General features: G+C 43.5%; 15 protein-coding genes and 2 pseudogenes. 13 read left to right on the top strand and 4 right to left on the bottom strand.

Annotation, left to right across the window (positions count from 1 at the left end; genetic code table 11):
- The 8 genes from FTU05_RS15610 to FTU05_RS15575 form a co-directional block, all read left to right on the top strand.
- Window positions 1-266 (top strand): zinc ribbon domain-containing protein (locus FTU05_RS15610; RefSeq protein ID WP_180165934.1); only part of this gene is annotated, 266 nt, incomplete at its 5' end.
- An 86-nt stretch (window positions 267-352) separates the two neighbouring features.
- Entirely contained in the window at window positions 353-1705 is a 1353-nt protein-coding gene (gene argA, locus FTU05_RS15605) for an amino-acid N-acetyltransferase (RefSeq protein WP_180065999.1), read from the top strand.
- A 338-nt stretch (window positions 1706-2043) separates the two neighbouring features.
- The gene (locus FTU05_RS15600) at window positions 2044-3006 is read left to right on the top strand and encodes a sulfonate ABC transporter substrate-binding protein (protein WP_180027320.1); all 963 of its coding nucleotides are present in this window, start codon (window positions 2044-2046) and stop codon (window positions 3004-3006) included.
- Between the two features lie 26 nt (window positions 3007-3032).
- Complete coding sequence (locus FTU05_RS15595; protein ID WP_180135887.1) at window positions 3033-4022, top strand: aliphatic sulfonate ABC transporter substrate-binding protein; 990 nt, start codon at window positions 3033-3035, stop codon at window positions 4020-4022.
- A 33-nt stretch (window positions 4023-4055) separates the two neighbouring features.
- The gene (gene ssuD / locus FTU05_RS15590) at window positions 4056-5237 is read left to right on the top strand and encodes an FMNH2-dependent alkanesulfonate monooxygenase (protein WP_180165932.1); all 1182 of its coding nucleotides are present in this window, start codon (window positions 4056-4058) and stop codon (window positions 5235-5237) included.
- Window positions 5237-6052 carry an aliphatic sulfonate ABC transporter permease SsuC gene (gene ssuC / locus FTU05_RS15585; protein WP_078190647.1) on the top strand — a complete coding sequence of 272 codons (816 nt, stop codon included), beginning with the start codon at window positions 5237-5239 and terminating at the stop codon, window positions 6050-6052. The genes ssuD and ssuC overlap by 1 nt, the downstream gene beginning before the upstream one ends.
- 10 nt (window positions 6053-6062) lie before the next feature.
- Window positions 6063-6869, top strand: coding sequence for an ABC transporter ATP-binding protein (locus tag FTU05_RS15580; RefSeq protein WP_078190648.1), 807 nt, complete (start codon window positions 6063-6065; stop codon window positions 6867-6869).
- A gap of 347 nt (window positions 6870-7216) precedes the next feature.
- A complete protein-coding gene (locus FTU05_RS15575; RefSeq protein WP_078190649.1) occupies window positions 7217-7837 on the top strand; it encodes a TetR/AcrR family transcriptional regulator in 621 nt (206 codons plus the stop codon).
- A gap of 69 nt (window positions 7838-7906) precedes the next feature.
- Here the strand turns inward: FTU05_RS15575 and FTU05_RS15570 are convergent, their stop codons facing one another.
- From FTU05_RS15570 to FTU05_RS15560, 3 genes and pseudogenes are all read right to left on the bottom strand, one after another.
- A complete protein-coding gene (locus FTU05_RS15570) occupies window positions 7907-8473 on the bottom strand; it encodes a 5'-nucleosidase (protein WP_111886021.1) in 567 nt (188 codons plus the stop codon).
- A gap of 117 nt (window positions 8474-8590) precedes the next feature.
- Window positions 8591-9667 carry an aromatic ring-hydroxylating dioxygenase subunit alpha gene (locus tag FTU05_RS15565; protein ID WP_180022898.1) on the bottom strand — a complete coding sequence of 359 codons (1077 nt, stop codon included), beginning with the start codon at window positions 9665-9667 and terminating at the stop codon, window positions 8591-8593.
- Between the two features lie 259 nt (window positions 9668-9926).
- Window positions 9927-11067 (bottom strand): annotated as a pseudogene (locus FTU05_RS15560) (TDT family transporter).
- Window positions 11068-11275: 208 nt separating this feature from the next.
- Here FTU05_RS15560 and ribF point away from each other — a divergent pair.
- The 5 genes and pseudogenes from ribF to FTU05_RS15535 all read left to right on the top strand — a co-directional run.
- Complete coding sequence (gene ribF / locus FTU05_RS15555; protein ID WP_180165930.1) at window positions 11276-12277, top strand: riboflavin biosynthesis protein RibF; 1002 nt, start codon at window positions 11276-11278, stop codon at window positions 12275-12277.
- Between the two features lie 63 nt (window positions 12278-12340).
- Window positions 12341-15187 (top strand): isoleucine--tRNA ligase, encoded by a 2847-nt coding sequence (gene ileS, locus FTU05_RS15550; RefSeq protein WP_180009564.1) that lies wholly within the window; start codon window positions 12341-12343, stop codon window positions 15185-15187.
- Window positions 15180-15719: a signal peptidase II gene (gene lspA, locus FTU05_RS15545; protein ID WP_078190655.1), complete on the top strand. Its 540-nt coding sequence runs from the start codon at window positions 15180-15182 to the stop codon at window positions 15717-15719. The genes ileS and lspA overlap by 8 nt, the downstream gene beginning before the upstream one ends.
- Window positions 15712-16194 (top strand): peptidylprolyl isomerase, encoded by a 483-nt coding sequence (locus FTU05_RS15540; RefSeq protein WP_111886016.1) that lies wholly within the window; start codon window positions 15712-15714, stop codon window positions 16192-16194. Before lspA ends, FTU05_RS15540 begins: the two co-directional genes overlap by 8 nt.
- Window positions 16195-16339: 145 nt before the next feature.
- A pseudogene (locus tag FTU05_RS15535) lies at window positions 16340-16549 on the top strand (NADPH-dependent FMN reductase); the annotation flags it as partial.
- An 18-nt stretch (window positions 16550-16567) separates the two neighbouring features.
- Here FTU05_RS15535 and FTU05_RS15530 read toward each other — a convergent pair.
- Window positions 16568-16689 (bottom strand): zinc ribbon domain-containing protein (locus tag FTU05_RS15530; protein ID WP_180005585.1); only part of this gene is annotated, 122 nt, incomplete at its 5' end.

Raw genomic sequence — 16689 nt, 5'->3', positions numbered from 1 at the left:
GATTTTCTGCACTAAAAACAATGCTCAAGTATAAATGCGAGAACGCAGGCGTATTGTTTGAAGAAGTCCAAGAAGCCTATACCACCCAAATCTGTTCGTGCTGCGGTGAGATCACCTCAAGTAGTCCCAAAGGTAAGACAGATCTTGGAATAAGAGAATGGGAGTGCATGAGCTGTGGTACAGCTCATGATCGAGATATAAACTCAGCTCTAAGCATTCTTGCGCTTGGGCATAAGCGTCTAGCTGTAGGAATCACCCTCGTTTAAGGGGGTGAGGATGTCAAATTTGCTTTCCGCTGTCATATGTTTTTGTTTAGAATCATCCATACCAAAGCGAATAAACAGGCATAGGCATGCAAACGAATATCACTGAACCATCTTCCAGCACAACCTTACAGTATGTGCATTGGTTCCGTCATTCTGCACCCTATATTAATGCGCATCGCAACAAAACCTTTGTCATCATGTTTGATGGTGAAGCGCTGCAACATGAAAATTTTCAACACATTATTCATGATATTGCCTTATTACACTCACTTGGTATTCGTCTAATTTTGGTGCATGGTGCTCGTCCGCAAATCAATCATAATTTACAAAGCAGCGGCATCAAGACACCATTTCATCATCACCGTCGCATCACCACTCGCGAATCCTTACCTGCGGTGATGAATGCCGTCGGTTCCATTCGTCTGCAAATTGAAGCCCTCCTGTCTATGGGTTTAGCCAACTCACCGATGTACGGCGCGCGTATTGATGTGGTCTCAGGCAATTTGGTCACGGCAAAACCGTATGGCATTCGTGACGGTATCGATTTTCAACTGTCTGGTGAAGTTCGTTCCGTCGATATCCATGCGATTCAACGTCATTTAGAGAGCCAAAATATTGTGGTGCTTGGGCCAACAGGTTATTCCACGACAGGTGAAGTGTTTAATTTATTGGCTGAAGAAGTTGCGACCAAAACCGCGATCAGTTTAAAAGCGGATAAGTTGATTTTCTTGGGCAAACAACACGGTTTGCACAATGAACATGGGCAGCTACAACGCGAAATTACACCTCATCAACTTGATCAGCATATTTTGCAATATCAAGATTCTAATCCCGACATAGCCCTGCATTTAAGCGTTGCCAAAGATGCTTCCCTTCAAGGCGTACACCGTGTTCATCTCATTTCCTATGCCTATGATGGCGCATTGATCGAAGAATTGTTCACGCGTGACGGCTCTGGCACCATGATCACTGATGCGCATTATGAAGAAGTGCGTACTGCCGATATTCAAGATGTTGGCGGCTTAATCAATCTCTTACGCCCTCTCGAACAAGAAGGCATCTTGGTTTATCGCTCACGCGAACGTCTGGAAAATGAAATTGGACAATTTGCAGTGATTGAACGTGACGGTACGATTTTGGCCTGCGCTGCGTTATACCCGATTCCTGTCACAGGGAATGAAAAACGCTCTGCTGAAATCGCGTGCGTAGCTGTGCATCCGGGGTATCGAAAATCAAATCGCGGTAGCCAAATTTTGCATTATTTAGAAGAAAAAGCGCGAGATTTAGGTATTGAACAATTGTTTATTTTGACCACACGGACAGCGCATTGGTTCCTTGAACAAGGTTTTGAACAAGTCAGTGTCGATGACTTACCGAATGCCCGTCAGGCCTTATACAACTACCAAAGAAACTCATTGGTTTGTAAAAAGTCACTTTAAAGTGGCTTTTTTTATGCGCTGAATAGCATTATTTTGCATAAGGTTATGCCTAATCCCTTGGCTATCCCCCTCAAATCACTTTGCAAGCCACAGAATAACCATATCTGCCATTTAAATAACCCAAATAAATAAATAATTTCAATAACTTAAAATAATACTTTGACACATTATATGTTTTTCTAAAATCATAATTTTTCATAAGTTTTGCTGATTTTTATTTATCTTTTTTCCTGATTTTAAATTTAAGTTTTCTTATTTTTTTCGAAAAAGAAAACTCTTTAGCTTATGTGTTCATAAATCAACAGTTCTGCAAATTTAGACCTTTATAGGAGCAACACATGCGTACTCACAAAGTAAAACTTTGGACAAAAACACTTGTACTGTCTACAGCGGTTGTGGGTGCCATGATGATGTCGGGCTGTGGCAAAAAAGAGGCTGATGAAAATGTCACCTTAAATATTGGCTTCCAAAAATATGGCTTATTGCCAATTTTAAAAGAACGCGGAACCTTAGAAACAGCCTTAAAAAGCCAAGGTGTAAATATCAAATGGGTCGAATTTCCTGCTGGTCCACAGCTGCTTGAAGGGCTCAATGTAGGCAGCGTGTCATTTGGTGAAGTCGGTGAAGCACCACCTATCTTTGCACAAGCCGCTCAAACCGACTTGGTTTACATTGCCAACCAACCTGCTGTTCCAAAAGCTGAAGCATTAATTGTGCAAAAAGATTCGGCTATTCACAGTATTCAGGATTTAAAAGGTAAACGTGTGGCCTTAAACAAAGGCTCAAACGTGCATTACCTGTTGCTCAAGTTGTTGGAAGCCAATCAGCTTAAATTTAGCGACATCAATGTCGTGTATTTACCGCCTGCCGATGCACGAGCTGCCTTTGAAAAAGGTGCAGTCGATGCATGGGTAATTTGGGACCCGTTCCTTTCTGCCGCTGAGCATCAACTTAATGCTCGCACCATTGCCAATGGCGAAAACTTGGTGAAGAACTACCAGTTCTATTTGGCCGATCGCAAATTTGCTCAGGAAAATCCAAAAGTCCTGCAAGCTGTGGTGAATGAGTTGAATTTGACCACGCAATGGGTCTCAAAAAATCAAGATGAAGCGGCCAAGTTACTCGAAGGCAAAACCGGCTTAGGTCTAGATGTACTTAAAACATCAATTTCTCGCTTAGGCAATCAAGTGACGCCGATTACTGCACAAGTGGCGCAAGAGCAGCAGCAAGTCGCTGATGCGTTTTATAACGAAAAATTAATTCCAAATAAATTAAATATTGAGTCGGCCATTATCAAATAAGTCGACTACAGCATAAGGGCGATGCCATGCGTATTCTAAGAACATTTTCCATACTGACTTTAGCCACTTTGGGCCTTGGACTCAGTGCGTGCCAAAAACAAGAAACAGCACAGCAGGATCGTGAAAAACCAACTGAAACAGCCGTAAAAACCTTGGTTATTGGTTTTCAAAAATCAGCCTTAAATTTGTTGGTTGCCCGTGAACAAAAGCTCTTTGAACAACAATTTCCCGGTGCTCACATTGAGTGGAAGGAGTTCCCTGCTGGCCCACAAATGTTAGAAGCCCTTACGGTCGGTGCGGTGGATTATGGCTATGTCGGCAACACCCCGCCTATTTTTGCCCAAGCTGCCAATAAAGACCTGAATTATATTGGCTATGAAGTGGTGCCTGAACAGTCGCTTGCTGTCGTGATTCCAGCGGATAGCTCAATCAAAACCATTCAAGAATTACGTGGCAAACGCGTTGCTGTACAAAAAGGCTCGAGTGCGCATGAGTTATTAGCCAAAACTTTAGAAAAAGCCGGTTTGACTTGGAATGACATTCAACCGATTTGGATTCCACCAGCAGATGCACGTGCCGCATTTGATAAAAAATCAATTGATGCATGGGCCATTTGGGATCCGTTTTTATCTGCAGCGGAGTTGGATGCTCAGGCTAAAGTGCTGATTCAATCTGGTGATTTTCCAAAGACCTATTCATTTTATGTGGCAAATCCAAAAGTCGTTCAAGCGCACCCTGATGCCCCAGCTAAATTTTTAAAGGCCTTAGACGCTTCCGATCAGTGGATTGTGAAGAACCAAAATGTGGCTTTAGAGATTTATCAAACCAGCACAGGGCTGCAAAAGAATATTGCTGCGCAAGCCTTTTCACGCCGATCTAAACCATCTCCTGTGCGCTCGCTGACACCCGAGGTCATACAAGCACAGCAAAATATTGCGGACTTATTTAAACAAGTCCAACTGATTCCAAACAACATTCAAGTCCAAAAGCAAGTTTGGACACCTTCATCACATTGATACCCGAGCCATCAAAAATACAAGGAACTGAACATGAAAATTTTCTGGTTTATCCCTACCCACGGTGACAGTCGCTACTTAGGAACAAGTAAAGGTGCACGCCAAGTCGATCATGCCTACATGAAGCAAATTGCAGTAGCGGTGGATAATCTTGGCTATGAAGGCGTTCTGATTCCAACAGGTCGTTCATGTGAAGATCCATGGCTTACAGCTGCAAGCTTGATTGATGCCACTAAAAATTTAAAATTTCTAGTGGCGCTACGTCCGGGGGTGACAACGCCTGCACTAACTGCACGTATGGCTGCAACTTTTGACCGTTTATCTGGCGGCCGTATCTTACTGAACTTAGTTACAGGCGGTGATGAGCAGGAACTCAAGGGTGATGGTGTCTATGAAGATCACGCAACGCGTTACCAAACTGCCGCGGAATACACCACCATTTGGCGTGAAATTTTAACCCGCTCACATACCGGTGAAAGCTATACCTTCCATGGTGAACGTCTGAGTGTGGACGACGCCAAATTACTCTATCCGCCGCTACAAAAACCGTACCCACCATTATGGTTTGGCGGTTCTTCAGAGGCTGCTGTTGAACTGGCAACAGATCAAGTTGACACCTATTTGACTTGGGGTGAGCCACCTGCTGCGGTAAAAGAAAAAATTGCAGTGGTGCGTGAAAAAGCCAAAGCCAAAGCCAAAGGACGTGAACTGAATTATGGCATTCGTTTACATGTCATTGTGCGCGAAACCAATGAAGAGGCATGGAAAGCAGCAGAAGAGCTGATCCAATATGTCGACGATGCCACCATTGCAGCCGCGCAAGCCAAGTTCAAAACCATGGACTCTGTTGGTCAACGCCGTATGGCTGAACTGCACAATGGCGACCGTAGCAAATTAGAAGTATCGCCAAACTTATGGGCCGGTGTTGGTCTGGTTCGTGGTGGTGCAGGTACGGCACTCGTTGGTGATCCTGAAACTGTCGCCGCACGTATCCAAGAATATGCCGATCTCGGGATTAGCACCTTTATTTTCTCTGGTTACCCACACCTTGAAGAGTCTATCCGTTTTGCAGAATTAGTGTTCCCATTACTGCCATTGGAAACACGTCAGAAATTGGTTCAACCTAACTTAACCGGCCCATTTGGTGAGATTGTCGCGAACAATTACACACCAGATGAAAATAAAAAAGCTGAAAAGATTCAGGAGCCGGCCTAATGTCCAAAACTGTTTCTGTTGAAACCTTCAAAGCACCGAAGGTTTCACGTGGAACACAACTCGGGCAGCGTTTGCTGCCTTGGTTGTTTCCTATTGCATTAATTATTGTTTGGCAAATTGCCTCTGTTACAGGGCTGTTAGAAAGTCGTATTTTGCCTGCGCCAAGTGCGGTGGTGGTGGCCTTTTGGAACTTACTGATCAGTGGTGAACTGTGGAAGCATGTTCAAATCAGTGCAGGTCGTGCTTTGGTTGGACTTCTAGTCGGCGGTGGTTTAGGTCTTTTTTTAGGTCTGCTGAATGGTTCATCCAAAACAGCATCGACGCTACTCGATACCACGCTGCAAATGATCCGTAACATTCCTGCTCTTGCCCTGATTCCCTTGGTGATTTTATGGTTTGGGATCGATGAATCGGCCAAACTTTTTTTAGTCGCTATTGGCGTATTCTTTCCCATTTATATCAATACCTATCATGGTATTCGTTCTGTAGACCCTCAACTGATTGAAATGGGCAAAAGCTACGGTTTGAGTGGCTGGCAACTGTATAAAGAAATCATTCTACCGGGGGCGATGCCGTCTATTTTGGTTGGTCTGCGTTTTTCACTCGGGCTCGTTTGGGTTTTGTTGATTGTGGCAGAAACCATTTCTGCACAAGCCGGCATCGGTTATATGACCATGAATGCACGCGAATTTCTACAAACCGATATCGTCTTGGTCGGGATTTTATTGTATGCCCTACTCGGTAAATTAGCCGATGTACTGGCTGTTGCCTTAGAAAAATATTTACTCCGTTGGCACTCGGGTTACCAAAAATAAGGAGCATGTGATGACCGATTTAAGCATAAGCCGTCATGCAGACGACTCAACCCAACCTCAGCGTTCTTCAGTCGAGGATATCAACCCCCATGCGGTGTTGGGCGCAGAGATCCTGATTGAACAACTACACAAATTTTATGGCGATGTTAAAGTCCTTGAGGACCTTGACCTGCATATTCAACCCGGTGAATTCTTGGCGATTGTCGGTCGTAGTGGCTGTGGTAAAAGTACCCTGCTTCGCCTCATCGCCGACTTAGAAAAACCGAGTTATGGCGAAATTAAATTTAAGTCTGCACGTCATATTCGTGAAGGCATCACCAGTGATGATATTCGTGTGATGTTCCAAGACCCTCGCCTCCTGCCTTGGCGTAGCATTGAGAAAAATGTACAACTTGGTTTAAGCAAAGACCAACACGCCAATGCTACAGCACTCCTCGAAAAAGTCGGTTTAAAAGACAAAGCGGGGCTTTGGCCAACACAGCTGTCAGGGGGGCAACGTCAACGTACTGCACTGGCACGTGCTTTGTCACATAAACCACGCATTTTGCTGCTAGATGAACCACTGGGTGCGCTCGATGCCTTAACACGTTTAGATATGCAGAATTTGATTGAAAAACTCTGGACTGAACAAGGTTTTACCGCAATTTTGGTCACACATGATGTAAGTGAAGCCGTGCAGTTGGCAGACCGTATAATCTTGCTCGATAAAGGCCATATTGCCAAAGAATTTCGTGTCGATTTGGCCCGTCCACGAAAAAAAGGCATTGAATTTACTGAACTTGAACAACAGGTCTTACAAGCAGTGTTGGCCACTTAAGCTGTACTTGTGCAGGAAATCATCACTTAAACTGTGTGACTTCCTGTCCTGTTCTAGAGCAATATCGCAACATAACCACGTTTAGCATTTAGGGGAGATTTATCGCCTGTTGACAAATACATCACAAAAATTACGACAAATCATATAAATCCATGACTAAAAATAATGATTTATTTAAATTTCACCCTAAAATGATTATTTGAAATATTATGGCATTCGTCGTATTTATTTGACCGTTGAATAGAATAAACTGCCAAAATTCATAAAATTAGAAACGATGATTGTGCACAAATCTGTTGATTTGCCGTACAATTCAATATTCCCTTTTCATTTTCTTAAAAGAGCTAATGGAACAAAAAAAGAGTACCCAGAAACGCCACCAGTTGCTTAATGCAGCACTGGATGTCTTTTCCCTGTATGGCTTCAATGGCGCCAGCTTGGATGAGATCGCACAGATTGCAGAAATGCATAAATCGAATATTTTCTATTACTATGAAAATAAAGAAGCGCTTTATGTTGAAGTTCTGACAACGGTTCTACAAAAGTGGCTTGCTCCGCTACAAATGTTGGAAGCAGACCTTGAGCCTGAAGAAGCGATCACCAATTATCTATTGCAGAAAATTGAAGTATCTCGTACGCAACCGAAAGCCTCACGTTTGTTCGCACTTGAAGTCATTCAGGGCGCACCACACATTCTTGAAATTTTAAAAGGCCCACTAAAAAAATTAGTGAAACGCAAAGCCAAAGTCATTAGCAACTGGCAAGAGCAAGGTAAAATTTCAAAAGATATTGATCCAGAACTTTTAATTCTGAACATTTGGGCAATTACGCAAAACTATGCTGACTTTGCAACCCAAATGGAAATGGTCACTGGAAAAACCTTACGTAATCGCAGTATGCAACAACGGATTATTCAACATACCGTTCATATGATGCTTTACGGTGTAATTCCACGCCCAGAAAAGTAAATTGAATTGGGTCGAATTGGCATACGACCATAGCATTCTATGGTCGCCGACCGAAATTAGCTAAATGCCTTATTTGACTGTTTGATATAATTTCAATAATTTCTTTGCGCCGAATAATAAATTTTCTTCCCAATCCAGATGCGCTGTGTCATTCGCACCATCGGTAATATATTTTACCGATACAAAGCGAACACCCAGTTTTTTACATACTTTAGCGATTGCGTAGCCTTCCATATCGACAAGATTACACGGTACTTTCGGCAGCCCAGTTTCAAAGCTGTCGCCTGTACCACAAATTCCTTTAGGCAAATGGCTAAACATGCTCTCTGGCTGAATTTCAGCAGGATGATCGGTATCCATCGGCGTCACCCCCACATCAAAACCCAAAGGCGATACATCCATATCCCGTTGTACAAATTGAGCTACTTCAACCAAAGCATGTGCATCAAAATGTGAACTTCCCGCAGTGCCCAAATTCAGCAAAGTATGACATCCGGTTTTTTGAATCACATCAAAGGCTTTAAATGCGGCATTGACTTTACCAATACCACTGTAATGTACTTCAATGCCTGCGGCTTCAAACAAGCCTTTAGATTCACTCGGCAGTGCCATAATTAAAGCGATTTGCTGACGCATAGCGGTCTCCTCAAATTGATGCCTTCATATAGCATACATTTGCACGTGCGCAGAAAAAATCATCTTCAAAAATCACATTGCTCAGAAAATAAATTCCTCACGCAGATTTGAATGCTATCAAATTTGAAATTGCATCGGCCGCTTGCCAATAAAAGATGGTACCAATTGTTGGTCATGACGTAAGGCATCTAAAATCTTCTCTAAGGCAATATGTGCCATATCCCCTCGTACACTATGCGAATGGGTCATCGGCATATGCTCGATGCCAGCTCTTCGCGCTGACAAAATTTTAATGTCTTGTTTGTTGACCACCCAAGTATAGGCATTCACAGCCGGCATCAATGCCTTAGACAACAATTTTGGAATCGGAAATTTATAACTGACACAGGTATAAACCCGTGACTCATACGGCCCCACAGGGCTAATCAGACTATTAAACACCATGCCCGATGGCTCTCCCCAATGGTATTCCACCAAGGTAATATTCGGCGCGATAAAACTGTCGCGGTGGACCTGTTCAGCACCATGCGGATTGGTCAGCCATGGCATCATGCCGACATCTGCATCATGGTCATGATAGTCAACGACTACTTTGCGCGGCCCGACATCTATGGTGGCATCCACGGCTTTTCCCGACTCTGAACGAAACCAGCCTTCATGGACAAATATGGTATGGGTTACATCCATTATATTCTGTGCAACAGCGCCCATCTCGCCATCATAACTGCCGACCATGTAATAGCTGACCCAGCCGGCTTGATCATAAAACGGTAATTTAAATATTTCCGGGCGTTCCTGTTTGGGCTTTTCACCGAGATAAATCCATACCACCCCATCTTGCTCACATACATCAAAACTACGCTGTTTAAAGGGATGCGGTTTTTCTGGAAAAAATTGTCCATTGACACTAGGAATATGCGCCACATGCCCATCGCCCTGATACGACCAACCATGATATGGACATGTCACGCAGCCATCGGTCATTTTACCCTTAGACAAAGGCACACCACGATGCACACATTGATCGAGCAATGCAGCGGCTGTTCCATCTTTTTGTCGGAACAGAACAAATTTTTTACCATACAGGGTGGCTGAAAAAGGCTGATCTTTTTTGAGTTCTTTAGAGGTACAAGCGACGTACCATTCTTCTAATAATCCTTTGGCATCATCCCAAAAACGGGTTTGATTACACATAATTCGATCCTTATTTTTATCTTTTTTGTTTTAATCCATAATCCTTACTCTAGCACCTACACTACAAGCAAGTTTATATCTCGAAACCTGTTGATCTCTTAAAAATACGCGCAAATTTTATACATGAATGTTTTGCTTGGATAGCAAAATAACGTAACTGCATCACACGCTTGCAGAAGCTCTATATTTGTTTGCTGAAATCCGTCAAAGCCAACGCGCTATATTTTTCTTCAACGGATTTACATTCACCCGACATAATTTAAGATGTGCTCTGAGCATCACAATACGCTTTTAAACACGGAGAAAAAAATAAGCTGCCACGATAAAACCCTTGTATAGTTTTCAGCATCACCAATAACCAAAGCGTACAGAGCAAAACTGCAAAAAAGGTGCCGCACTGTTGGATAGCATTTAATTGCGTATGTTCCGCCAAATGGATGACCGCCAAACTAAAAACGCCGAATGGAAATGTCATCGCCCACCACCCGAGATTAAAGGGTAAATCTCGTAAATGTTTTAGCGTGATGAGTATATCGATTCCAAACCACCATACACCAAATCCGAGCAGAACAAGGGCTGCGAACACGCCGCCTTGAAGCAACACCTGTCCTAAATCTGCCAAGTCTACTGCTGTCAAAATACGTGGGGCTTGCTCGCCCAAAAGTAACAGCGCTAAAGCCCCTGTCCCAATCGGTCCTAAGGCCAACCAACTGCTGATCGCCATTTCCTTACTTGGCAATTGATGTAAAGCCAGACGCAGCAACAAGATGCTTAAGATGGCAAATGCAGGAAATACTGAGATCCCCCAAAGCAGATAACTCCCCAGCAAAATATGGACAGAATGGGCCTGTGCAGGTAAATGCGCCAACAATAAACCGCCTGAACTGGCAACCACCTCGCAAGCCACTATCGGCAATAACCATACTGCGGTCATGCCTTGCAGCGCATGTTGCTGACGACTAAACATCAGAAATGGAACACACCATGCAATCGCTATTGACATCAACACATCGACATACCATAAATATTCAGCCCATGTGATGATGCTCATGCCCAAAAACTCTGTGTATAGCGTGGTGCCAAATTTCAATGCGCCATTGATCAGGGTTGCCAGTGCCATGGGGATCGCCCCAAGAAATAAACTCATCACTGGATGCTGGAAAATCTGCTTGTGGGTACAATATCCATCGGCTGAGATACATCCCACTAAACAATATGAACAACACGATGCTGATCTGCCACAGCGCTGCTCCGAAGGACCACATCCACTGCGGCGCCACCGCTATAGATGGTAAAATGAGGGCCACCACACCTGTGCCCATCACCACCGTAAACCAGTTTGGGGTGAAATGACGAATCAAGTCTTGTTTATGCTGGAGTTGATAAAATGGCATTTTCATCGCATGATGCTCATCAAAATGGAATGTCTATAGTTTAAGCACACCATTAAACAAGAAAAATTGATTAATATTTATTTTTATAATTTATTTTATTGATAGTAAATTCATCTCTGCATAAAAAAACTTGAGTAAAAACACAACAACAAGACGAACGCAGAAGATTATGGCAATATATAGCCCTCAAACATTTTCAACAATTGATTCGCCCATGAAGCTGCTCCGTCTGAATGCTTTAGCGCCCCACTTAGAACTCCCCAAAACTGCCGTGACCATTGGCAATTTTGATGGTGTACATTTGGGTCATCAAGCGATGGTCAGCCAGCTCAAAGACATAGCACAGCAACAAAACTTAAAAACAGCTGTGATGATTTTTGAGCCACAACCGCTTGAATTCTTTAAAGCTTATGATGCACCGCCTCGAATCAGTTCACTACGTGAAAAAGTCGAATATTTAACTGAACTAGGCGTCGACTATATTGTGGTGGCGAAATTTGACAATGCCTTTCGTAATCTCAGCGCCGAAGAATTTGCCGATATTTTAAAAAATAAACTCAATACACAAAGTTTAGTTTTGGGCGAAGATCATCACTTTGGCAAAAACCGCCAAGGCAATAGCGAATTTTTACGCCAATACGGCTTCCAAGTCACAGCCCTGCAAAATGTCGAAGTTGATGGCGAACGTGTCAGTTCGACACTGGTTCGTCAGACATTACAAGCAGGCGACCTTGCCCATGCCGCAAAACTTTTAGGTCGTCCTTATAGCATCACCGGTCGTGTGCAGTATGGCGATCAAATCGGTCGCACCATTAATTTTCCTACCATTAATGTGCGTTTAAACCGTCATAAACCTTGTTTAAATGGCATTTATGCAGTCGATGTCATTTGTGAAACCGAATCTTTAACAGATAAAGTAAAAAACGAAAATGCTGACAAATTAGGGGTTGCAGGTTATGCACCCTCTGCCCTGTTTGGTGCAGGGCATGTTGGTACGCGTCCCACAATTAAACAGGAACATCCTGAATGGCGATTAGAAGTACATTTTCCTGATGTTTCTGCTAATCTGTATGGCCTGTTAATGCGGGTGACGTTCTTGAACTTTTTACATGGCGAAAAGGACTACCCTTCGCTTGAAGCACTGAAAGCCGGAATTGATGACGACGTCGAAAAGCTCCTTGAGTTTCGAGGTCAGCACCCTCATTTCCCCTTTTAAACCCCGATTATTTATTGTAAAACGCGTCAGTCAACGGGCTGATAAATTTGGAAGACAACTTGCATGAGCGATAAGCAAACTCCTGAAAATGCAGTGGATTATAAAGCCACGCTAAACCTCCCAGGTACTGAATTTGCGATGAAAGCAAATCTCGCAGTACGTGAAGCGAAATGGTTAGAAGAGTGGTATGCCGACAACATTTATCAGCAGATTCGTGCATCGCGTATTGGCAAGAAAAAATATGTGCTTCATGACGGCCCTCCATACGCAAATGGCCAAATTCACTTAGGCCATGCGGTGAATAAAGTCCTGAAAGACATCATCATCAAAAGCCGTGTAATGGACGGTTTTGACGCACCGTATGTACCAGGTTGGGACTGTCACGGTCTTCCAATCGAACTGAAAGTTGAAGAAAAAGTCGGTAAAGTCGGCGTGAAAGTAGATGCCTCAACTTTCCGTAAAGCCTGCCGTGAATATGCCTACACCCAAGTTGAATTACAGAAAAAAGACTTCGTGCGTATGGGTGTGTTTGGTGATTGGGACAACCCTTACCTCACCATGAACTTCAAACAAGAAGCCGACATCGTTCGTTCGCTCGGTGAAATTGCCAAAGCAGGCCATATTGAGCCGGGTCTTAAACCTGTGAACTGGTGTTTGGACTGTGGTTCTGCCTTAGCTGAAGCTGAAGTGGAATACGAAGACAAAAAATCAGATGCGATTGACGTTGGTTTTAGCGTTGTTGATTTAGCTGATTTATCTGCACGCCTAGGTGTTACAGTTAGCGATTCTACAGATATCGTAATCTGGACAACCACACCTTGGACTATGCCTGCCAACCAAGCGGTTGCTCTACACGCTGAACTTGAATACCAATTGGTGAAAGCAACTGGCGAAGACAAAGCAGCGCAAAACTTCATCCTTGCAAAATCATTGGTTGAATCTGCAACTCAACGTTATGGTTTTAACGCAGTTGAAGTAATCGCTGAGTTTGCTGGTGCAAAACTTGAAAATCTAGTACTACAACATCCGTTAATTGCTGAACGCCAAGTACCAGTGATTTTAGGTGAGCATGTCACAGACGGCAGTGGTACAGGTGCTGTACATACCGCGCCAGGCCATGGTGTGGACGACTATAAAGTTGGCTTACAGTACAACCTGAAAGTCGACAATCCAGTTGGCGGCAACGGTGTATATTTACCGACTGCGCCAATTTTTGCAGGCGAACACATCTACAAAGCCAATCCAAAAATCATTGCTGCTTTAACCGAAGCAGGCAAACTTTGGGCACATGTGGTGATCAAACATAGCTACCCACATTGCTGGCGCCATAAAACACCGATTATCTTCCGTGCAACACCGCAATGGTTCATCAGCATGGATGCAAAAGGTTTACGCCAAGGTGCATTGAACGCGATTGAAAATGACATCAGCTTCGTACCGGATTGGGGTAAAAACCGTATCCAATCGATGATTGAAGGTCGTCCAGATTGGTGTATCTCACGTCAACGTACATGGGGCGTGCCAATTCCATTCTTCGTGCATAAAGATACCAACGAACTTCACCCGCGTACCCCTGAGCTAATCGAAGAAGTCGCGAAGCTGATTGAACAAGAAGGTATTGACGGTTGGTATAACCGTGATGCATCTGAGTTTATCGGTGCAGATGCAGAGCAGTACAATGCGGTTCGTGACACTCTAGACGTTTGGTTTGACTCTGGAACAACACACTTTGCAGTACTTCGTGAACGTGAAGAATTGCAAGACCCTTCTGACTTGTACCTTGAAGGTTCTGACCAACATCGTGGCTGGTTCCAGTCTTCATTGTTGACGTCTATGGCGATTAATAACCGCGCACCGTACAAAGGCTTATTGACTCACGGCTTCGTTGTGGACGAAAAAGGCCGCAAAATGTCGAAGTCGATCGGTAACGTGATCACTCCGCAAGACATCATTAAAGACATGGGTGCAGATGGCCTACGTTTCTGGATTGCGTCTGCAGACTACCGTTATGAAATGACTGCAGGTAAAGAAATCTTCAGCCGTGCATCAGATGGTTACCGCCGTATCCGTAATACGTTGCGTTTCTTGTTGGCTAACTTGAATGGCTTCAAACCATCGACTGATGCTTTGCCTGTCGATCAATTGATCGCACTGGATCAATACATCTTGCAACGTGCTGCGGAAGTACAAAAAACTATTCAACAAGCTTATGAAGATATGAACTTCCATATCGTGACTAGCGCATTGACCAACTTCTGTATTAATGACTTGGGTGGTTTCTACCTCGACATCATCAAAGACCGTCAGTACACCACCAAAGCAGACTCAGCAGCGCGTCATTCTGCACAAACGGCGTTGTATCACTTGGTTCAAGCCTTTGTCCGTTGGATGTCTCCTATCTTGAGCTTTACCGCACAAGAAGCTTGGCCGTTGATTCCAGAGCAATCTGAGAAATATGTATTTACTGCGGAGTGGTATGACATTCCTGTAGCCTCTACAGCGAATCTGGTGACTGAAGCTGAATGGCAAACCTTGATCACCGTCAAATCTGCAGTAAACAAGTTTATTGAAGCTGCACGTACTGCAAAAACTGTGGGTTCAAACTTGTCTGCCAAAGTTGAACTTTGGGCCAATGCTGAACTGAAAGCTGTTTTAGACAAATTCGGTGAAGAACTGCGTTTTGTCCTCATCACCTCTCAAGTGATTGTTAATGAATTTGACGCAGCACAAGGCGAAGCCTCTGACCTTGACGGTTTAAATGTCAAAGTCTCTGCTGCTGACGGTGAAAAATGTGCACGCTGCTGGCATGTACTGCCAGATGTGAATACACATCACGAACATCCAGGTCTTTGTTCTCGTTGTATTATTAACCTTCCTACAGGTCAAGGCGAAGAGAGAAAATATGCCTAATCCACAAGAAAAAAAGGGCTTCTTTCAATTCTACCCACACAATTTAGTGTGGGTGGGCTTATCCATTGTTGCCATTATTTTGGATCAATGGACCAAATGGATTGCAAGTACACATCTGAACTACGCAGATCCTGTACCTGTCATGCCCTTTTTAAATTGGACATTACTACATAACTATGGCGCTGCCTTTAGTTTCTTGTCCGATGCCGGTGGATGGCAACGTTATTTCTTTACTTCACTCGCAGGACTTGTGTCTGTCATTTTTGTATTTTGGCTCATGCGTATGCCAAAAAACGTGAAAGTCCTTCCGATTGCCATTGCCCTGATTTTAGGCGGCGCAATCGGTAACTTAATTGACCGCGTATCTTTAGGCTATGTGGTGGATTTCATTCACGTGTATTACAACAACAGCCACTTTCCTGCATTTAATATTGCAGACAGTGCCATTACTTTAGGCACGATTCTGCTTCTTATCGATACGTTTTTCTTAGAAAAACACCGAATTCAACGTGCGGAAGCGCAAAATGACTGATTTTATCAATCCTAACGAGGAAACTCGTATTGAAGAAGGCTCTAAAGTAGAGCTTCACTTTTCTGTTGCTATTGAAAATGGCGTAGAAATTGACAATACCCGTAGCCGTGCTGAACCTGTCAGCCTTGTCATGGGTGATGGCAGCTTATTACCGGGTTTTGAGAAAGCTTTATTCGGTTTACGTGCAGGTGACCGCCGTACCGTAAGCCTTCCTCCTGAAGATGCTTTTGGTCCATGGAACCCAGAAAACGTACAAAAATTTGATACCGTCAAATTTGAGCAGCGTCCTGTTGAAGGCCATATGATTGAGTTTGAAGATAAAGCCAAACAAAGTCTGTATGGAGTAATCAAAACTGTAGGTGAAGACATTACCGAAGTGGATTTCAACCACCCTCTAGCTGGTAAAAATATCACCTTTGAAGTTGAAATTTTCAAAGTGACCCCTGCCGGTCAACAAGGCGTGAAACTGATCTAAGTTTCAGCAAATAAAAAGCTCCTTCGGGAGCTTTTTTTATCACTATTTTTATAACTATCAATCGACTCGATACATTTTCTGTATATGCAACAGATCGAATTCATATTAATTTAATGCAAGACTTTAAAACAAGACGGGAAATACGATGAAACTTCATATTATTGTCGGCAGTGTCCGCGAAGGCCGTACGGCAATTAAGATTGCAAACTGGCTACTTTCAGAAATCGAAAGCTATGACTACAGTACCGTAGAAACTGAAATTGTCGATTTAAAAGAATGGGATCTGCCTATTTTTGCAGGCGCACATCCACCATTAACCGGGATTTATGACCAACCCAAACAACAAGCATGGGCAGTTGACATCCTCCCCCCCTTAAAAGAGGGTGATTCCTACAGCTAGACGCTTATGCCCAAGCGCAAGAATGTTTAGAGCTGAGTTTATATCTCGATCATGAGCTGTACCACAGCTCATGCACTCCCATTCTCTTATTCCAA

The organism is Acinetobacter sp. YH12049 (assembly GCF_013419875.1).
Taxonomy (GTDB): domain Bacteria; phylum Pseudomonadota; class Gammaproteobacteria; order Pseudomonadales; family Moraxellaceae; genus Acinetobacter; species Acinetobacter amyesii.
Note: the sequence above shows the minus strand (reverse complement) of the source record. Positions and strands in the feature narration are given on the sequence as shown.